The organism is Larkinella ripae (assembly GCF_054780775.1).
Window position 1 is genome coordinate 97,921 of the sequence record NZ_BAAGVR010000014.1, and the last position, 20,337, is coordinate 118,257.

The window sequence follows — 20,337 nt, forward strand, 5'->3', positions numbered from 1 at the left end:
TTTACCTTCCAGTAACAAAGCAGTATTTTGGAGCACCGGCGGCACGTTATTGAGGAAAACAGCTATTTACTGGAACTCTGGCAGCGATCGAAAGCCGGAGATAAGCTGGCTTTTTGCCAATTGGCCGAGTCGCAATACCGGTCGCTGTTTCGTTACGCCACCAATTTCACCACCGACCGCGAGTTCATCAAAGATTCGATTCAGGAAATCTTTATCAACATCTGGGAAAAGCGCCAGACGCTGTCCATTCAGGTAGTTTCCATTTACCTGTTCAAATCGCTCCGCAATCAGCTTTTACAGGAATTTCGCCGGAACAAACCCGCCCTCTCCGTGCCTTCCCTCCAGGAAATCAGTCAGTTGTCGGATTGGGAGACGATTGAAACCGCCATCGAACGGAACGAAGCCGATTCGGAAAGTCAGCGCAAAGTTCGCGATGCCATCGAGTTGCTCCCCAAGCGGCAGCAGGAGGTGGTTTTTCTGAAGTTTTACAAGGGCCTGGAAAACGAGCAGATTGCGGAAATGATGGAAATCAACCGGCAGTCGGTGGCCAATCTCCTCTACAAAGCCTTGACGTCCCTCAAAAGCCAGATGGCCTTTTTCGCATACGGGCTGCTGGTGTGGTTCTTTCTGGCGTGAGGTCGGCGGCCCAATCCGTCAGCGTTTCGCCAACTCAACAATATCCCGCACTTCCAGAATCGGTTTTTCGTACCCCTGGCTGACGGTATGAATCATGGCCAGACCCACTTCCTGCAGGGTGCAAAAACCGCCGGGAAACAGCGCCCGGCCCATCGGATACAGCCAGCCGATGTACTTGTAGTAGGAATTGGTATTTTTCATGCCCTCGGTCGGTTTCATGAAACCCGGCCGGAAGTTAAACACCCGTCTGAACGGCAGTTTCGTCAGATCGTTTTCGGTTTTTCCTTTCACCCGCGCCCACATCTGGCGGCCATTTTCGCTGCTGTCGGTGCCCGCGCCGGAAACGTAACAAAACGTCATGTCCGGGTTGAGTCGGCTCAGCGTCTGCGCGACGTGCATCGTCAGCGTGTAGGTAACTTTGGCGTACTCCTTCTCGTTCATTCCCACCGACGAAACGCCCAGACAGAAATAACAGGCGTTATAGCCAACAAGCTGATTTTCAATCGCTGAAAAGTTATAAAAATCCGCATGAATGATTTCCGTCAGTTTGGGATGCGACCTTCCCAGCGGTTTTCGGTTGATGATCAGGACGGCTTCCACGGCCGGGTTTTGCAGGCATTCGAGCAAAACGCCCTCGCCAACCATGCCGGTGGTGCCGGTGATGATGGCGCGTACTTTGTCGGTTTTCATGGGGCTTCGGGGTTGGCGATCATCGTCCAGGTTAGTTCAAAAACGTCGTTAAGAAGGTATTGCTGTTCGGTCGAAGACAGCGGTTTTTTGATCAGGTACTGATACAAGCCGTCGATCTGATTGCTGAACAGGGCCCTGATCAAATCGAGGGGCAAGGGTTTTAAAAGGATTGTTTTTGCGGTTTCCTGCAACAACTGCGTGTGGACTTCCGTCTGGTTCCAACTCTCCGGAAGCAGGCTTTTGTGCGGTGAAAACTGAACCTGCTGGAGGAAATAAAACGCGTCGTTGTTGGCCAGCCCCCACTCCACGGTGTACCGAAACAGCGTCCTGAATTTTTCTTTCGGCGTTGCGCTCTCGCCCATTTTGTCCGCCAGAAACCGGTTCAGCTCGTCTTTAATGGACATGTACAGGGCGACTACTAACTCGTCCTTGGTCTTGAAATAATGAAAAAGGGTTCCGTTGGCCACCCCGGCTTCGCTGGCAATCCGGCTCGTTGGTGTTCCGTGAAAACCGTATTCCACAAACAGCTTCAGCGCGGTTGCCAGTATTTTCTCAGGTTTGTCCGGCTTGCTCATCGCTACGATTGACTGATCACTCCGTGAAAACAACGGAAAACCGCACCCGGATGTTCGGCCGGCCGCTTTAAATTTCCCGACTCCCCGAATGACGGCGGTCGCCAGGAGCTTCGTGTCTGCCCCGTCAGAAAAATAACGGAATCGCCGAAATCGCCTGAATAAAGAGGAAAAGGGTGAAAAGGAAATACACCGCCGAGACAAGCTGGATGCTCCGGTTGGTTTTCGCCACAAAAAAACCGGCCAGTGGCAGGAGTTGCAGCGCGTGCAGGCCAATAAAATGGGCAATCCGTAGATCGCCGTAGTGCTTGCTCCAGTTCACAACCGGCAAACCGGGGCCGCCATCGGGCGCGCCGACCGTGTGCGCCAGCCGGGCCGCCATCAAACCGCCTTCAAAGGAGAAGATCACGAAGAAGAGGATGCCCAGGCGAATGCCCCAGACGTACGGCATGGGAACGGGAAACCGTTTCTGGCGGAAAAATAAATAGCCCACGTACCCCGTCCAGACCGCCAATACGGAAATGGCGATTCCCATGACCGCAAACAGGATCTGGTAGAAAGGCGCCGAATTATTGAAATGGGACAACCGGCCGTTGGCGGCCTGCCAGGTGATGACCGCCAATTCATAGCTCATCACGAAAAGCACCATTCGGGAGTATGTCCGCACCTTCCGCTGTTGCGTCAGATACGCCATGTACCAGGCTATTGTCCAGCAGAAAATGCCGACGGAAACAAAAAACTTCATCGGCTTAATCCAGGCATTGATGCCCAGCACCACCGTATCCGTCAGCTGGGTCATCAGCAGGCACAGCAGGGTTCCGGCAAAGCACAGCCAGCCATACCCATACAAAACCGCATTGCGCCTTTGGAGGTCGATCAAAAACCCTTTCATCGGACTGCTCGTTGTGGTGGATTACTACGATTTACGGTTTTCTGTTTTCGGTATACGGTTTTCGCTGATCGACGTTTTGGCGCAATTCCGAAAACCGTATACTGAAAACCGTATATTGTACACCGAAAACCGCCTTACTTCTTCTGCTGCGACAGAAAGGTAATCAGCGAGGCAAATTCTTCGTAGGACAGCGCATTGGCCAGCCCGGACGGCATCATTGAGGTTTCCATCTCCTTGCGGGCAACCACATCGCTGGCCCTGATCGTGTACACCTGGCCGGTAATGTCGCGCAGGACCAACCGGGTTGAACTTTCCTCCGTGACAAAGCCCAGGTAGGTTTTGTTGCCTTTGGCGGTGATCTGAACCGTCGCAAAGCCCTGCGAAATCGACGCATTCGGTTTCAGAATCGATTCGGCGATCTGCTCCCGGTTCATGATCGAACCGATCTGGCCCATAAACGGCCCTTTCATCGCTTCGCTTTTGCTGAGGCTGTGGCAGGCAATGCAGCCCTGCTGGGTAAACAGCGTTTTGCCCAGCGCCGGATCACCCGGTAGTTTCGCCATCGCCAGCATCACGTCTTCAATCGACGCTTTGCCCACCTGCCCTTTCTGGTTTCTGATTTTTTCCAGATCCACCTTTGTTTCTTCTTTCACCGCAGCCACTTCCTCACCCCCAAACTCGGTGATTTCCATCCGGTGCCGGGCGTTCAGGTCGGCGTAAAATTGCTTGTCGGTTTCGTCCGCTTTGCCCCACTCCTGCATCAGAAACTCCCGGACTGCCGGGGAGGATTCCCACGTAATTCCTTTGTAATACGGCCCGTGCGTATCGGGCCGGGTGCTCCACCACCACGAACCGTCGTAGTCGGCTTCTTTTTTGTAAAGCCGCGACAGCGTGGTCAGAATCTGCTTTTTCAGGGCTGCATCCGACGCTTTTTTGTAGGCCGCCACCAGACCATCGACGGCTTTCGGATCGTGCATGTACCGCAGGGCCCAGAGCGCCAGCGTTGAATTTTTGGTTCCGATGGCGCTCACGCAGGCATCCACCGCGTTCAGGCTCACCAGCGTCCGCACCGCAATATGTCCCGGAACGATGGCGGCATTGGGCGTTGCGTGCGGACCTTCCGTTCCTTTGGCCGGGGCCACAAACGATGCCGGCACGTTCACCTGCAACAAAGCCGGGGCGGCTTCCACCCGTCCCAGACGACCCAAACCGATTGTGGCCGCCAGCCGAACCCGCTCCGACGGATCGTTCAATGCCTGCAAAAACGGCTCAATCGGGACGTTTTTCAGGTTCGTTTTCCGGTCGGCCAGCGCCCGCAGCGCGTACTCCCGAAAGTCGTTCTCGGCGGTCAGCTTCACCAGATTTTCCGTTCCTTCCGCGCCCGCCAGTTGCGCATACGTATACATGCCGGCGATCCGGGCCGGAACTGGCAGGGCTTTGTCTTCCGCGATTTTCCAGGCTGCGTTCACCGTATTTTTGCCGGGGCGCGTGAGCAACTCCTGCTGGGCCGCCAGCCGCGCGACGGCGCTGCCGGATTTGAGCAAGGCGCTCAAATCTTTGACCGACGCTTTTTTCAGGTTCGGGAAGGCTTTGTACGCCCAGTTTTTGGGAACCGCCCGCACCACGTAGCCTTTGGCCGGGTTGCCGGAATAACCCGCGCCATCCCAGGCCGCCAGAAACATCCGGCCCGCGCCATCGACATCGACATCCGTGATCTGCGGCAGTTTGATGAATTCTTCTTCTTTTTGGGTAAACGTCGGGCCGTCCGGCGTCACGCGGTGGATGTACAACTGGCTGCGGCCCCAGTCGGCCATCATCGGCACGTTGTTGTATTTTGCCGGCCAGGTGGGTTCATCCATGAACAGCGAGCCCGTACCGGAACCACCGCCCACGTCGACCAGCGCCGGAATAATCTCATCCGTAAAGTGCTTGAACAGAACCGGGTATCCATATTCACCCGACTGAATCTGGTGGCTGAACCGGATGTTCCAGCCCCCGCCGTCGTTGGTATTATCCCGCGTAAAGACGTTCATATACGGGTCGATGGCCACGTCGTAGATGTTCCGCAAACCGTGGCTGAACACTTCCATTTCGGTGCCGTCGGGCCGGACCCGCACAATGCCGCCACCGAGTTGCGTCATCTTCTGACCGCTCCGATCCACCGCACCGTGAAAACCAAAATCACCGACGGCGATGTAAATCCAGCCGTCGATGCCCATCCGGATTCCGTTGGTCGCGTGGTCGGTGCCGCGGCTTTGCAGGAATTTGGGCGAGCTGATGTTCTGAATCAACGGTTTGGGCTCTCCGTCGGCCACGCCATCCCGGTTTTTATCCTCGAAAACCACTAGATCCATGCCGCTGGCCTTGCCGGTTTCCTTCGAGAACGTGGTGTGCAGCACAAACACCTGATCGCCGTTGGCGATGATGCCCCGCGGATTATCGACCATGCAGAATTTGGTGTTCTGATCGACTTTGCCATCGTTGTCGCTGTCCACCAGTTTGATGACGTACCCTTTGCCCGGCGTTTTGCCCAACGACCCGATCATGTCCACCCCAACAAAAACGTCGCCGGTGGGTGCTACGGCCAGACAGGCCGGGCTGGGCGTCAGTTCAGGACCGGCGAAATTCGTCATAACGATATCGTCGGGCCCACTGGGTTGCACCTTGGGCTTGGGCTGAAGCGCAGCGGTGTTGACCTCCGACTGGGTAAACGGCGTTTCTGGCTGACCCAATTTTCCCATCAAGGCGATCAGGATCAGAAAAACGTAGACCAGACTTAAGGAAATTTTTAACATGGTCACGAATAGATAAATGGTTCCGGGTTAACAGTTTGTTAATCGTATACGAAGTACGTTTACTTTACGGATAAAATAAAATATAAGCTGTCCGGCTTTTGTCCAATCCCGCAGATTTTTTCCCGAGCAGACTGAGTGGTATTTCCGCCTTCGAATCAAGCCGCTCATACAGACCTTTTTAATCCTCTAAATTAAATTTTGCTTCAAAATCCGGTTGGTTTGCGCTTTTCTTCTCCTGGCAAAAACCGGTTTTGGACTGAAACCCACCACTCAAATGCCGGATTATCAGGATAAATGGCCTCTTTTCAACACGACCTTGACCTGTCGGGTAAAACGCACCTCCGAAACGTTCCTCCGAAACGTTAAGGTCCGGGCGTTGAAATACAAGCCCGACGGGACTCTTAAAAACGATGCGGGCATGACCAGTTTCTGAGGCCGTAACACCTCTCACCGGACGGTTTCTTTCAATACCGCGTAGCGCCGGCGGAGTTCCTGCAATTTCTGCCGAAAAACCGGGTCAGTGGCCAGGTTTCGGGTTTCGTGGGGGTCGGTGGCGACTTTGTACAGTTCTTCGTAGCCGTGTTCGATAAAGTTCATGTATTTGAAATCCGTGGTCACGACGCCCTCCACTTTCGGCAGCCGGGGACTGCCCATGAACGTGTGTTCGTAAAAGAAGTCCGTTCGGGCGGGCGGTTTAGGCTGCATCAGATCGACCCCCTGCATCGTTTTCGGAATTTCTGCACCGGCCAGCGCCAGAATGGTGGGCGCAATGTCGATGTTAAGCGCAATCTGCCGGGGCCGGGTCCCACGCCGGTCGGCGGGCAAAAACGGGTTGTAGACCAGCAGCGGCACCCGGATGGATTCTTCGTGTCCGAACCACTTACCTTCCAGACCGTGCTCGCCCAGGTAAAAACCGTTGTCACCCATGAACAGAATCACGGTATTTTTGTCCAGGCCGAGCTGTTTCAACTGCGCCACCAGCTTGCCCACCACTTCATCGACGCCCGTGATCAGCCGGTAATAATCTTTCACGGTTTGCTGGTGCCGTTCCGGCGTCGAAAATAAAGGTTTCCAGCGTTGGCGGGCAATGTTCTGATCGGTGCGAAAAAACTCCGGGAAGCGGTTCCAGTCTTTCGGATCGGCGGTTTCCGGCACCGGCATCCGGGTGTCTTTATACAAATCCCGAAACCGCTCCTGAACTGGGTAGGTGGGCGGATTGCCGTCCAGCTCGTGCGGAGCTTTGAAGCTAACCGATAAACAAAAAGGGGTTTTCCGGCCGAAATCTTTCAAAAACCGGCTGATGGCGTGGGCCACGCTGTCGGTGTGGTGAATCGTTTGGCCGCTTTTGCGGGTGTATTCATACGGCGGCTGGCCCTTACGGTTGCAGGCCCAGAAATCATAGAGTGCTTCGGGCGGGTTCTCGCCCACGCCGTATTTCCCGATAAACCCAATTGTATACCCGGTTTTTTTGAGCAGTAGCGGATAGGTGTTTGCCAGGGCTTCGGGCGTAAAATCGGTGGAAAAATCGTTGATTTTGTGCCGCGATTCATACTGCCCGCTCAGCAGGCTCGCCCGGCTGACGCAGCAAATCGACGTCGTGACGTACGCATTCGGAAACAACAGACCGTCCTTCGCCAGGGCGTCCAGATTCGGTGTCTGGATCAGTGGATTGCCCATCGCGCCCAACGCATCCCAGCGGTGGTCGTCCGTCAGCAGAAAAATAATGTTGGGTTTTTCGGCCGCCCGATCAGCCGCTTTTTCCGTCGGATCGACGCCAAAGGCCGTGCCCAGCAAAGCCAGCAGGGCCAAGAATAAATACCGCATACCAGTTGCCGTGATAATGTGAAGCGGATCAAAACCGAATTTCCTGCGTCAGATACGTCGCCTGGTTGTCGCCCTTGATCTGCACCGTCACCGTCAGCGGTTTTTGGTCCCAATTAACGGTAAACAACCCGTAGTTCAGATCGAAGATCATCTTGCCGACGCGCAGGGCATTGGCTTCGTCGTGGGGTTTGGAGGTGTGCGTCAGGCCGCTGCTCGTGATGTCGTAAAGTTCGTAGCCCAGACCCGGCACGCTTGTTTTCGAGATTTCGGCGATGTGGCGGTCCCCGCTGATCAGAATGGCGCCCTTCGGTTTGGTTTTGCCCACCAAATCGAAAAACCGCTGCCGCGACGTGGGAAAGTTCCCCCACTTCTCGTAAACGTGTTCGTTGGCCAGAAACTGAATGCCGCAGCCAATGAGGTGTACATCGGCGTCGGAGTTGGTGAGCTGCTTCTCCAGCCATTGCCACTGCGCTTCGCCCAGTATATCGCCCGAGGGATCGGGCACATTCACCTTGTTCGCCTTTTTCAGCGGGTCCCGAAAATACCGCCCATCCAGCAGAATCACCTTCACGCGCTGGCCTTTCGGCCCGTACGTATGGACGGAGTAAGCACCTTCCTGTTTCCGCAGCGGGCTGTTGGCCGGTTCGTCCAGAAAATCCAGCATCACCTGCTGGCTCTCTCTCCGGCGCGGGTACTCCTTGCCGCCGTCGTTGACCCCGTAATCGTGGTCGTCCCAAACCCCAATGATCTGAGTTGTTTGCCGGAGTTGGGCATAGCCCGGGTTCGCCTTCTGCCGGTTGTATTTGGTTCGGAGCGTGTCCATGCTTTCCGAATCGCCGTAGATGTTGTCGCCGAGCCAGATCCAGACATCCGGTTTTTGGGCCACAATGTCATCCCAGAGGGGCGTCGGTCGTTTCTGATCGCTGCACGAACCGAAGGCCAGGGTGGTTACGGTTTTCGGACTTGCCGAAGCGGCTGTTTCTTTCTTGGCGGTCTGGCATCCGGCCAACACCGTGCAGACCGCTACCGTGCCGATAATGAGTTTTTTCATACATCCGAAGGATCAGGGTACCCACAAATGTAAAAAAGTTGGCCTATTTCTAAGCCAACTTCACGGTTTGTTCATGATAGAAACCGGCTGGCTATTTCCCCGTCTGCGACGTAAAGGTGCTTTCAAAAATCTTGTCGGCATTTCCCGCTTCAAAACCGTCGCGCCGGTGTTCGCGCCGAATCTGATCGGCGGGCAGGTGCTGAAACTCGGGCAACACCCGCCGTTCGGCAAACTCGACGTAGGAACCCGCGATGCGGTGCGACTGGCCGTTGGCAAACTCGGCATCGATCATCTGGGCCACCGTTGAAGCCTGCAACAACCCTTCATCCGGACTGATTTTGATTTTTCCGCCCGCGTCGTTGAGTTTAAAACCGCGTTTTTCCAGGAAATCCGTAAACCCCTGAATGGTGTTGTAACCCGCTTTCAGGTTGTGCACACTGATCGTAAAGTGGTTCAGGTAGTACCGGTTATAGATTACCCAGGCGGCATATTCGCTTTCGTTTAGCAGGGCCAAATAATCATCGAGCGTGGGCATTTGCCAGAGCGGCTGGTGCAAAAACCGGTCGACGGCCTGCGCATCGTCCAGATCCAGCGTATCGACCGGATCGAACACGACGGTATCCGTGTAACTGTAAATGATGTGCTGCGCCTGGTCCGACAAATCCCGCACCCGCAGTTCGCTGACGAAAATACGCGGATAATGCGGTTTTGGGGGACTGTACCAATACGCATTCAACTTCTTTTCCTTGAAATCGTACGGTTCCCGTTTTTCGTAGCCGTAATGCAGGAAAATCTTCTCGAACGACTGAATGCCCAGACTCGGTACGCCCATCGTCCGGAACGCAATGTGATCGTTTTCAATGGCGTCCGCCGATGGAATCACGTTTTCGTCAACCATGGCGTCGACGATACCCAGCACATCGGGAACGCGCTCCCGGTAGCGGCTCATCAGGCCGTCCAGCACAGCGTCGAGGGTTTTGAGTTTTGTGGATGATGTGGTCATGTTGCAATCGGTTTCTTTTATAACTCAAATTGCTCTGGAAGGATTTAACGGTTGCAAAAAAACCGCCTTTGTTATTCCACCACTACCTCATCCACGGACACCGAGGTCGGCAGGCCTTCGCGGGGCAGACCGGCCGGGGCCGGACCGGCGTTTTTTGCCCGAATCCGGACGTAACGCGCCCGGGCGGTTTTGAAATCGGCCACCACGGGCAACATCCCCCACGAACCTTCGAGGGCATACTTGACGGGCTGGCTGATGGCGTCTTTGTAACTCGCGCCGTCCTGCGACAACCCGATTTCGACCGCTGAGGGCGGAAAATCGTTGTACGAAATCCGTTTCAGAAAGTTGGCCGAGACTTTCGTAACGGGCCGCACTTCGCCCAGGTCAATCGTCACTTCCAGATCGTCGCCCGACACGCTGACCCATTCCGACTTGTTGCGCGGACTTTGGGCCACTTGCCCGTCGGTGAGTTTTTTCCGGTTTGGGTCGGACTTCCCGGCGGCTTCGTTCGCGTACGTATACGGTTTTCCTTTCGCCCGGTGGATGTAAAACGTCTCCTCGAAGTGGGCGCCGGCGGTGGTGACGGCTTTGACCGTTGTCGTTTTTTTCAGCGCAATCGGTGTGGCGTATTCCGTGGACGATGCCGTCGGTTGCCGGCCGTTGGTGGTGTAATAAATCTTGCTGTCCGAATCGAGTTTTTCCAACCGGACCTGCAACTGATCGGCATCGGTAAACTGGGTGACGGCCCGCACGTCGAGCAACCGTTTGGAATAATTGACGTTCAGGTACGACAACCGTTTCAGATGCTCCTTCAGCCGCACCGCAAAGTCCTCGAAGTTGCGCGGACCTTTGGGCATCCAGCCGATTTCGGCCAGCGCCGACGCCCGCGGAAACACCATGTATTCGACGTGCTGCGTGGTCGGGATGTATTCGGTCCAGACGTTGCCCTGCACGCCCAGAATGTATTTTTGCTGGTCTGGAGTCAGCTCAGCGGGGGTGGGTTCGTAACTGTACACTTTTTCGATGGGCAGATAACCGCCCCCGGCCAGCGGCTCCTGCGCCGGATTGGCCTGATACTGATCCAGGTAACAAAATTCGCCGGGCGTCATCACGACCGGGTGTTTCTGCCGGGCCGCTTCAATACCGCCCTCTGTGCCGCGCCAGCTCATCACGGTTGCGTTCGGGGCCAGACCGCCCTCCAGAATTTCGTCCCAGCCGATGATGGCGCGCCCTTTCGAGTTGACAAATTTCTCAATGCGCTGGATAAAATAGCTCTGCAACGCATCCTCGTCTTTCAGCTTCAGCTTTTTAATCAGATCCTGGCAGAACGCGCTGGCTTTCCAGGCATCTTTCGGGCATTCATCACCGCCAATGTGGATGTATTTTCCGGGAAACAGCGCCATCACCTCCGTCAGGACATTCTGCAAAAACGCAAAGGTCGGCTCATTCGGGCAATACACATCCTTGAAAATCCCCCAGCGCGGGGCGACTTCGTATTTTTTGGCCGGATCACATCCCAATTCGGGATACGAAGCCAGTGCCGCCAGCGCGTGGCCGGGCAGTTCGATTTCCGGCACAATTGTGATGTGCCGGGCAGTTGCGTACCGAACCACGTCCTTGATTTGCTCCTGCGTATAAAAACCGCCGTAGGCCTTGCCGTCGTACTGGAACGGGTAATTTTCGGCGTTGTGACCCACCACGGTTTCCTTCCGTTTCGAGCCGATTTGCGTCAGTTTCGGGTATTTTTTGATCTCGATCCGCCAGCCCTGATCGTCGGTCAGGTGCCAGTGAAACGTATTGAATTTGTGCATCGCCATCAGGTCAATAAACCGCTTGACGAACGAAACCGGCATGAAATGGCGGCTCACATCGAGCATCAGCCCCCGGTAGCCGTAGCGCGGCCGGTCCAGAATCTGGCAGGCCGGAATCGTCCAGCTGACATTGGCCACTTTCGCCGGACTGAAAACCGCCGTGGGCAGTAGCTGCAACAGCGTTTGAGTCGCGTAGAAATAGCCTTTCGGGGTTTCAGCCTCCACCACGATGCGTTCCGGCGAAACGTTCAGCAGATACCCTTCCGGACCGCATTTTCCCGCTTTGTGCGCCTGAAAAACAAGGTGTTTGCCTTTGGTCAGGGCGGGGGTTGCGGGCGCTACCGCCACCGGAAAACCGCTGGCGGTTTTTAGTTGATTAGCCAGGGTCTGGGCGGCTGCGCGCTGCCCCCCATTGCCGGCGGCTATCAAAATTCGCGTGCCCGCTAAAACCGTAAAATGGCCGTCTTTGCCCGCAAACTGGGCCGGAAAGGGAAGCAGGTTATAAACGTTGTCGGATTGGGCAAAAAGGGGGAGCGAAATGGTAACCAGTAACAGGAAGGCAACACAAGATTTCATGCAGAAACAAGTCGGTGGTTGGCGAAAACCAAAGGTAGCCAAAAGGACCGGATCGCTCCCGGTATTGCTATCAAACGGTTTCGGAAGCGGCCTGAAACGTCAGCGGCACCCGAATGACCACCCGGGTTCCGGTGGGCTCGCCGGCGTCGTTGCGTTTGTCGATGATGGTGACGCCCGCTTCTTTGCCGCTTCGCTGCCGGATCAGTTGCAGCCGTTCCTCCGTTACTTTCAGCCCAACGCTCTGGTGCGAAGTGGCGGAGTTCTTTTTGAGGGCTGCGGCTTTTTCCCGGCCCACGCCGTCGTCATCGACCAGGCATTCCAGGTGTTCGTCAACCGGTTTAATGCGAACCTGAATCCGGCCCCGGCTTTTTTTGTGCGCCATCCCGTGCAGAATGGCGTTTTCGATGTACGGCTGAATAAGCATGGGCGGAATCGAAACCCGCTCCTGATCGAGCGCCGGATCGGTTTCAATCAAAAAATCGAACTGGTTGCCAAACCGCAGTTGCTCCAGTTCCAGATACAACTGAAGCTGCTCGGTTTCGCTGGCGAGCGTGACCCATTCCTGCCGTGAATTGCCGAGAATGAGCCGCATCAGACGGGCAAATTTAACGAGGTATTTATCGGCATTGTCGCTGTCGTTCTGCAACACGAACAGGCGCACGGCGTTCAGGGAGTTATACAAAAAGTGCGGATTCATCTGCGAACGCAGCGCCTTCATTTCCGACATGGCGATCCGTTCGCGTAAATCACTTTTTTCCTTTTGCTCTTGGGCCACTTTCCGGGCCCGCCATTGGGCAATGAATACGCCCAGCGCCACTAAAGCCGCCCCCACCGCCAGCCGGAACCACCAGGTTTCCCAGAACGGCGTTCGGATGGTCACCCGCAGCCGGTGGCCTTTCCGGTTCCAGACCCCGTCGTTATTGGCCGCAATAATGTGCAAACTATAGGTGCCGGACGGCACGTTGGTGTAGCTGGCAAACGGGCGGTTTCCGGCCTGATTCCAGCGTTCTTCGAGCCCTTCGAGCCGGTACGCGTAGCGGTTGGCGCCGGGGTTGTCGAAATTGAGCGCAGCCATCTCAAAACTGAACTGGTTCTGGTCGTGATCGAGCACCACATCCGGCGGTGTTTCCGTGGGGCCGTCCAGCAATTCCCGCCCGTTGACCCGGAACGACGTCAGGTAAACCGGGGGCGCAAACTGGTTGATCCGAACCCGGCCGGGCTGAATATACACCAGCCCCCGCATGGCCCCGAAATACAGCCGCCCTCGGTGATCCCGCTCACTCGATCCGGACTCAAATTCCGTCGTGGGCAGGCCGTCGGCTTCGTCGAACGCAATAAACCGGATTTTGCGGACATTGGTCACGGCGGCTCCGTTGCTGGTGCTGATCCAGAGCGTATCGCCGGTATGGCGCAGGGCCGAAATATCGTTGTTGGGCAAACCGTGTTTGGTGGTGTACACGTCAAACCGCTTCGTCCGCTCGTCGAGCCGGGCCAGGCCGTTGTCGGTGCTAAACCACATCCGGCCGCTGCTATCCTGCGAAAAGTCGGTGACGCCGTCGTCGGGCAGGCTGTGCGGATCGTCCTCGTTATGAACGTATTCGTTCAGCAGCTTCAGGTCCGGACTGATTTTGTAAACCGGGCCGAGCCCCCCCACCCAGAGGTTCTGCTGGTGGTCGATAAAGAGCGTATTGTAGTTTTTGCCGGGCAGTTTCCGAATGCGTTCATCGTTGAACTGGTTCAGAAATTCGCCGGTTCGGGGGTTATAGATCGTCAGTTTTTCGTTGGAACCGATAAAAATCCGGCCATCGCGGGCCTGCGTACAGTAAAAAACCTGGCTACCCGCCACAAAATCGCGCCGTCTGGGGTTGAAAGGCGGGTAACTAGTCGGATCATCAGAAGTAGGCAGGCAGGAAATCTGCTCAAACCGGCGAGTCAGCGTATCCAGCCGGCTCAGGCCCGTGAAGTGTCCTACCCATATTTTCCCGCTCCGATCCGCCAATACGTTGTAAGTCAGGTTGTTTCCAACGCTGTTCGGGTTGGCCGGATCATGGCGGTAAACTTGGTACGACTGCTTCTCCGGATCGATCATCACCAGCCCATCCCGCGAGGCCACCCAAAGCCGGTCCAGCCGGTCGAAGGAAAGCGAAGCCGCGTCCAAACCCAGCGTCGAAGCCGGTCGGTACCCGATGTCGTCGTAGAGGGAGCGAAACTTATCGACTTTCGGATTGAACCAGCTCACCCCCGCATCGTCGGAACCAATCCAGATGATGCCGGACCGGTCTTCAAACAAGGCCCGCAGCGAATTGGAAACCAGGCTACGGGCGTTGTTTTCATCGTTTTTATACCCTAAAAACCGGTTTTTCACGGCATCGTACCGGAACAAACCTTCTCCGGCAACGGCCACCCACAACACGCCTTCCCGCGTTAGCAGCAGCGAAGCCACGCCCTGGCTGGCCTGAAACGGCATTCGCTCAAACTGGCCCGTTGCCGGGTCCAGAATCGCCACCTGCCCTTTCCGGGTTCCGACGTAGAGCAGCCCGGAAACCGGATGCCGGATCATCGTCATGACGTAGTCGCTGGGGATTGAACCGGCCTGCGTTTCATCGTGCCGAAACGTCCGAAACTGCCGCGTTTGCCGGTTATAGGCGTATAATCCGAACTGGGTACCAATCCAGAGCGTTGAGCCGTCGAGCAGTAAACACCGAACCGCATTGGCGGGCTGGCGGTCGGCCGAATCGGCCGGAATGGTCAGCAAACGGCTTTTCTCGGTTTTCGGATCGAAAATGACCACCCCGCCGTTGGTCCCAAACCAGAGCAGACCGTCGGGGGATTGAACGGTGGTCCGCACAAAGTTGCAGCCATCACCCAGCGCCGTGAATGAAAATCGCCTGAACGACTGCGTTTCCGGATCAACCCGGTTGAGTCCTTTTTGGGTGCCCACCCAGAGAATACCGTCCCTGGCTTTGAAAACACCCCGAACGGTGCGGTGCGAAAGCGACCGTGGATTGCCGGTCTGGGGGGTGTAATTGACGCAGCGCAGGCCGTCGAAGCGCGTCAGGCCATTAACTGTACCAATCCAGATGAACCCCAGATTATCCTGCGTGATGGCCGAGGTGTAATTGGTCGCCAGTCCCTGCCGCAGGGTCAGCCGCTGAAACGACAGCGTCGGCGCCTGCGCCAGTGCCTGCGTCACCCACAATCCTATGAATAGCAGCAACGCCGGGCGTCGTTTGGTAATCATCGAGGCAGAACGGAGAGAATTAGGCTACCGAAAAAACCGTATCAAGTAACCGATTTTTTAAATCAGGCAAAAATAAGGGTAAAATAACATTCAGAAGCTACCGGATATACAATGAAGTGCGTCGTTTTCAAATTTTTAAGGGCGGTTTTGGTGAATTAGCCCCCAAAACGACGAAAACCGGCCAAAGCGCGGGTTGTGCGAAAGGAGCCGGTCGCTGACGGCGCATTTTACTAGCGCGTCCATCCGGACGGTCAGGATTACCAAAAAATAATAACCCGGTTTTTTCGGAATTCCCGGAAGTTTATCCATCGGAGAGCCGGAAAACCGCCTGATGCAGGGTTTCGTCGATGCGCAACTGGCAGGCCAGCCGGCTGTCGGACTCGGCATCGGGCAGCGTGTCGAGCATCGTTCCTTCGGCGTCGTTGATCGGGAGCAGATTGTCGGCGCCTTCCAGCACGTGCACGTGGCAGGTGGCACACAGGGCCATGCCTCCGCAGGTCGCCAGAATGGGGTAATCCGAGCCTTTCAGTACTTCCATCAGGCTCAGGCTAATGCCCTCCGGAATGTCCAGTTCCTGCCGGTCGCCGGCGCGGTCTTCAATCGTGATGTGGATCATGGTTTTGAAAGAGAAGGTAGACAAGAGAATACAACCTTCGGTTTCACACGGTTTACGTCTTGTCTCTCCTGGCTAGTTTAAAATGTCGGAATTCCGTTGACGGTGGTGTATTTAAAGCTCAGTTTCTGATCGGGATAGACGTACTTAAACGCGCTCTGGCACATCAGGGCGGCTTCGTGAAAACCGCACAAAATCAGTTTCAGCTTGCCCGGGTAGGTGTTGATGTCGCCGATGGCGTAAATCCGTTCTACGCCCGTCGAATAGTCCGTCGTATCGACCTGAATGGCCGATTTGTCGATCTGAAGACCCCAGTCGGCAATCGGGCCGAGCCTGGGCGTCAGGCCGAAAAGCGGAATCAGGTGGTCGGCCGCCAGTTGCGTGACGGTTTTGTCTTTGGCCGTAATGGTGACTTCCTGCAGGTGGCCGTTCCCGGAAATGCGGGTGATGTTCGATTGCAGAATCAGGTTGACCCGCCCCTCCTTCGCGAGATCAAACACTTTTTCGGCCGAGTCGGGTGCACCCCGAAAACTGTCGCTGCGGTGAATGAGCGTCACTTCCTGGGCGATGTTGGCCAGAAAAACCGTCCAGTCGAGGGCCGAATCGCCCCCGCCCGCCAGCACCACCCGCCGGTCGCGCAGCAGTTCCGGATTTTTCACCATGTAGGCAACGCCTTTGCCTTCAAATTCTTCCAGGCCCGCAATCTCCGGTTTTCGGGGTTCGAAACAACCCAGCCCGCCCGCGATGACAACCACCTGGCAATGCACCACGGTTTGCTCGTTGGTGGTGATGTGAAACGAGCCGTCGGGCTGGCGTTCCAGGCTTTCCACGCGCTCGCCCAGCGTGAACGTGGGGTGAAACGGATTAATCTGTTCCATCAGGTTATCCACCAGTTCCTGCGCTTTGACGTCCGGAAAACCGGGAATGTCGTAGATCGGTTTTTGGGGATAAATTTCGGACAACTGCCCGCCCACCTGCGGCAGCGCATCGATCAGGTGGCAGCGCATTTTCAGCAAACCGGCTTCAAAAACCGCAAATAAACCGACGGGACCCGCCCCAATGATGCAAAGATCTGTTGTGATCATGTTCTTTGTTTGTTCCTGTTTTGTGTGATGCTGGTGTGGATACAGATTTTTTAGTTCTGACCAGCAGGATGCTGCAAAAGTAGACGCAAAACCGGCCCCATCCATAACAAATGGTATGATGAATTAGAATAGTCCATAACTACAGATAATAATTAGATTGATTTTAGAAACCCGGTTTGGCAGATTGACTGAATGGTCATGTGTTGGCGCATTAAGCCCGTTTTTCGTCGCGAAATGCGACAGCCCAGCTCCGCAGAAACGCCCAACTTTGTAACCGTAGTTGAACGCTACCAAACACTACCAGTAAACAACATCACATCATGAAAAAAGTAGCCAATCCTTCCGCGGCTTCGTTCGCGAACCACCCTACGTGGGTCAATCCTGCCTTTGCCAAGCGCGCCGTTGCCATTCTGCTTTCCGCCACGTTTCTGGTAACCGGCTGTAAAAAAGATGAAGTCGATCCGACCACGCCCCCACCGGCCACCAACACCCTGACGGCCAACGCCGGAGCCGACCAGGAAGTGCAGGTCGGCGAAACCGTAAAACTCGACGGCAGTGCGTCCGCCGACAGCAAAGGCGCTCCGCTGACCTACCAGTGGACGGTGGCCAGCAAACCGGCGAAGAGTACGGCCGCCATTACGTCGGCTACCACGGCCAAGCCCACCTTCGTTGCCGATGAAGTAGGTGAATATGAACTGGAACTGACGGTTTCGAACGCCAACGGAACCAGCAAGGATAAAGTGAAACTGGCCGCTTCGGTGGCGCAACCCGTTGCCATTGATAAAAACATTACCGTCAAAACCGTCCTGACCGACCGCATCGCCAACCCGGACTACCCGGATTATATCGTGACGAAAAGCATTGCCGCCACGCACGAGCTGACCATCAACCCCGGCGTAGTCATTGCGTTTGAACGGGATGCGCGCCTGGACATCAACGACGGCGGTGGTCTGATCATCGCCAAAGGAACCGCCGAGAAAAAAATCCGCTTTGTCGGGGTCGAAAAAACCAAAGGCTACTGGGCGGGGATCATGATTTACTCGGGCAGCAACGCCAACGTTCTGGAACACATCGAAGTTATGCACGCCGGAAGCCGCGCCCTGATCAGTTCGACCAAAGCCGCAATGGCCTTGTTCGGTGGCGGCAAAGCGCAGATCGCCCTCAAGAACAGCCTCTTCTCCCAGAACGACGGTTACGGTCTGCTGGTACAGGATGGCGGTATTCTGCGCGAATTTGCCAGCAATAGTTTCACCAAAAACAGCGAAGCGGGTATTCAGGTCGATCCGACCAACGTCGTCAGGCTGGATGCGGCTTCGGTATTCACGGGTGAAAACGGCCGGAACGTGGTTGAGATCAAGGGCTATTATCTGCGGGAAGGCGACGACATCACCTGGGCCGGTTTCAAAGACAAAACGCCGTACCGGCTGATGGGTGATTTTGCGGTTGAAGTTGGCCTGACGCTGAGCCCCGGTGTGACGATTGAAGCGGCCCGCGACATCATGATCATGATCAACAGCAAAGGCTACCTGATCGCCAAAGGAACCGCCACCGACAAAGTGACGTTTGCGGGTGCTGACCGCACGGGCGCTTACTGGAAAGGGCTGATAATTTATTCGACCAATTCCCGGAACGCGATCGAGAACGCCGAAATCAGCAATGGCGGAAGCATGGTCATTGTTTCGGGCAAAAAAGCGAATCTGGTCCTGTACGGTGGCAACCTGTCGATCAAAAACACGACGATCACCAAAAGTGGCGGCTACGGCATCTTTGTGAGCTATACCGGCAAGCTGAACGCCGATGCCTCCACGGTGAACACCTTTATGGCCAACGCGCAGGATAATATTCAGGTTGAAAAATAAAATAACGTTTTGAGATTAAGGGTTTAGGGATAGTTTACAGCCCGGTACAGCTTGTGCCGGGCTGTTTTGTTGCCAGCCGGCTTTTTAATTTCGGCGCGGAAAGTCTGACAAATCAGCGTGCGCGAACCCCTGATGGACAAGTCCTTACCCGGTTTTTTGTGGGGCCGGACAAGGGCTACAGGATAAGATTCGTAAAACAATTGCAACTACAATGCGGTATCCAGGGTCTTAGTATAAAACTGTGGGATCGCATGGAGGGATAGGTGACCGGTTTTCTGAATACCACATTTCGTTCTCAACGGTATGAAAATGAGCTTGGTTGCGCGACAAAATGTCGGTTTATCCCGTCTGCATGACGTTTTCCCCGCTAAAAGGAACACCAATGGATAGCCTGATTGCGTACGATAAGCATTTAGCCCGGCTTGTCATGTTTTCGTTTTTTCTGCCCAACCGGATGCAGATTTTCGTTCTGATGGGGATTTTTCTGTACTGGATTGTCAGAGATGCCTTCATCCGGCGGGAAAAAGCCTTCCGGCCTTACGGCGGAATTTTGCTGCTGGGCAGTACGTACCTGCTATACGCGATTTACCTGCCGTTTACCGACCCGGCCGGCCGGTCCGGTGTCCTGTTCGATCTGGAGCAGAAAGCCAGCCTGCTGGTCGTGCCGTTTGTCCTTCTTTTCATGCATCCGCAGACGCGCAAAACCCTGTCGGGCCAACTCATTTATTTTGTCTACGCCTGTTTCATTTCCTGCCTGCTGGGCAATCTGTTTTACCTGAACGAATACGGCTGGAACATCAACGGCCCGGAAGCGCACATCACCTATCGCCTTTATTTCGAGAAAGTTACGGGTATGCATCCCACCTACATGGGCATCTACCTGTGCTTTGCCACCGCCATTTTGCTTATCGCACCCCGCCAGCGCCAGAACCTGCGGGGCTGGAAGCTGGGGGCGGTTTTGTTTCCCCTGTTCATGTTTCTGATGGCGCTGATGCCCAAAGCGCCGGTTGTTGCGCTTTTTGTCATTCTGGGCTACTACGGCTGGATCAACCGGGCCTACAAACACCGGTTTATTCCCATTGCGGCCGTGCTGCTGTTGTCGGTGTCGGTGGCCTGCATTTCCATTCCGTTCAGCAGCCAGCGGATCGGCGAATTTTCGGCCGTGCTGAACGCCGAGCCGAACGACAATCCGATGGCGAATTCGGTGCAGATGCGCCAGGTGATTTTCTCCGTCGATCTGGACGTGCTGAAGGAAAACTGGGTAGCCGGCCTTGGCCCCGGCGGGGTTGATCCGGCCCTGAATGCGCGCTACGACCATTACGCCCGGAAACTCAACGTACCCCTGGAAACCTTTGATACCCACAACGAATACATCAACCAGTGGCTTTCGTTTGGCCTGATCGGCATTGGCCTGCTGCTGCTCGTTCTGACCCTTCAGCTTACCAAGGCCATCCGACGGCGCGATCACCTGTACGCCCTGCTGCTGATGGTGTTTATGGTTACCTTCTTCACCGAAAACGTCTGGTCGCAACAGAAAGGGGTTATTTTTTACGCCTTTTTCACTTCCCTGTTCTTTCTGGCCGGCATGAAACGGCACCGGAATCCAGTGGACGTTGAGCCGGTTTTGCAGAAAAATACAAACCGGGAAGAAAAAGTGGTGCAATTGAATTATGAATGATGACGGAGCCG

The 20,337-nt window shown here is 55.4% G+C and carries 16 protein-coding genes; 4 read left to right on the plus strand and 12 right to left on the minus strand.

The features are described 5' to 3' along the window. Positions 1-27: 27 nt before the first annotated feature. Positions 28-636, plus strand: coding sequence for an RNA polymerase sigma factor (locus ACYVHX_RS07300; protein WP_460670975.1), 609 nt, complete (start codon positions 28-30; stop codon positions 634-636). An 18-nt stretch (positions 637-654) separates the two neighbouring features. On the opposite strand, the gene ACYVHX_RS07305 is transcribed toward ACYVHX_RS07300, so the two are convergent. The 4 genes from ACYVHX_RS07305 to ACYVHX_RS07320 all read right to left on the minus strand — a co-directional run bounded on the left by ACYVHX_RS07305 (position 655) and on the right by ACYVHX_RS07320 (position 5,585). Next, positions 655-1,326 (minus strand): NAD-dependent epimerase/dehydratase family protein, encoded by a 672-nt coding sequence (locus ACYVHX_RS07305; protein ID WP_460670976.1) that lies wholly within the window; start codon positions 1,324-1,326, stop codon positions 655-657. Then, positions 1,323-1,901 carry a TetR/AcrR family transcriptional regulator gene (locus ACYVHX_RS07310; RefSeq protein WP_460670977.1) on the minus strand — a complete coding sequence of 193 codons (579 nt, stop codon included), beginning with the start codon at positions 1,899-1,901 and terminating at the stop codon, positions 1,323-1,325. Before ACYVHX_RS07310 ends, ACYVHX_RS07305 begins: the two co-directional genes overlap by 4 nt. Before the next feature lie 124 nt (positions 1,902-2,025). Continuing rightward, on the minus strand, positions 2,026-2,790 hold the full coding sequence (locus tag ACYVHX_RS07315; protein ID WP_460670978.1) for a hypothetical protein: 765 nt from the start codon (positions 2,788-2,790) through the stop codon (positions 2,026-2,028). Positions 2,791-2,924: 134 nt separating this feature from the next. Continuing rightward, entirely contained in the window at positions 2,925-5,585 is a 2,661-nt protein-coding gene (locus ACYVHX_RS07320) for a DUF7133 domain-containing protein (protein WP_460670979.1), read from the minus strand. Positions 5,586-5,859: 274 nt separating this feature from the next. On the opposite strand from ACYVHX_RS07320, the gene ACYVHX_RS07325 reads away from it, so the two are divergent. Continuing rightward, positions 5,860-6,018, plus strand: coding sequence for a hypothetical protein (locus tag ACYVHX_RS07325; protein WP_460670980.1), 159 nt, complete (start codon positions 5,860-5,862; stop codon positions 6,016-6,018). 14 nt (positions 6,019-6,032) lie between these two features. Here ACYVHX_RS07325 and ACYVHX_RS07330 read toward each other — a convergent pair whose 3' ends face one another. From ACYVHX_RS07330 to ACYVHX_RS07365, 8 genes are all read right to left on the minus strand, one after another. Continuing rightward, positions 6,033-7,409: a sulfatase family protein gene (locus ACYVHX_RS07330; protein WP_460670981.1), complete on the minus strand. Its 1,377-nt coding sequence runs from the start codon at positions 7,407-7,409 to the stop codon at positions 6,033-6,035. A gap of 28 nt (positions 7,410-7,437) precedes the next feature. Continuing rightward, a complete protein-coding gene (locus ACYVHX_RS07335; protein WP_460670982.1) occupies positions 7,438-8,460 on the minus strand; it encodes an alkaline phosphatase D family protein in 1,023 nt (340 codons plus the stop codon). Positions 8,461-8,551: 91 nt separating this feature from the next. Continuing rightward, positions 8,552-9,463 carry a 2-oxoadipate dioxygenase/decarboxylase family protein gene (locus ACYVHX_RS07340; protein ID WP_460670983.1) on the minus strand — a complete coding sequence of 304 codons (912 nt, stop codon included), beginning with the start codon at positions 9,461-9,463 and terminating at the stop codon, positions 8,552-8,554. Positions 9,464-9,534: 71 nt separating this feature from the next. Then, entirely contained in the window at positions 9,535-11,850 is a 2,316-nt protein-coding gene (locus ACYVHX_RS07345) for a glycoside hydrolase family 20 protein (RefSeq protein WP_460670984.1), read from the minus strand. Positions 11,851-11,920: 70 nt separating this feature from the next. Further along, positions 11,921-15,091, minus strand: a complete 3,171-nt coding sequence (locus ACYVHX_RS07350) for a two-component regulator propeller domain-containing protein (protein ID WP_460670985.1) — start codon at positions 15,089-15,091, stop codon at positions 11,921-11,923. 135 nt (positions 15,092-15,226) lie between these two features. Beyond that, positions 15,227-15,400 (minus strand): hypothetical protein, encoded by a 174-nt coding sequence (locus ACYVHX_RS07355; RefSeq protein ID WP_460670986.1) that lies wholly within the window; start codon positions 15,398-15,400, stop codon positions 15,227-15,229. Continuing rightward, the gene (locus tag ACYVHX_RS07360) at positions 15,393-15,707 is read right to left on the minus strand and encodes a 2Fe-2S iron-sulfur cluster-binding protein (RefSeq protein ID WP_460670987.1); all 315 of its coding nucleotides are present in this window, start codon (positions 15,705-15,707) and stop codon (positions 15,393-15,395) included. The genes ACYVHX_RS07355 and ACYVHX_RS07360 overlap by 8 nt, the downstream gene beginning before the upstream one ends. A gap of 77 nt (positions 15,708-15,784) precedes the next feature. Next, positions 15,785-16,789 (minus strand): NAD(P)/FAD-dependent oxidoreductase, encoded by a 1,005-nt coding sequence (locus ACYVHX_RS07365; RefSeq protein ID WP_460670988.1) that lies wholly within the window; start codon positions 16,787-16,789, stop codon positions 15,785-15,787. A gap of 320 nt (positions 16,790-17,109) precedes the next feature. Between ACYVHX_RS07365 and ACYVHX_RS07370 the strand changes: the two genes are divergently transcribed. After that, on the plus strand, positions 17,110-18,648 hold the full coding sequence (locus ACYVHX_RS07370) for a PKD domain-containing protein (protein ID WP_460670989.1): 1,539 nt from the start codon (positions 17,110-17,112) through the stop codon (positions 18,646-18,648). A 382-nt stretch (positions 18,649-19,030) separates the two neighbouring features. Next, complete coding sequence (locus ACYVHX_RS07375) at positions 19,031-20,326, plus strand: O-antigen ligase family protein (RefSeq protein WP_460670990.1); 1,296 nt, start codon at positions 19,031-19,033, stop codon at positions 20,324-20,326. Positions 20,327-20,337: the final 11 nt, after the last annotated feature.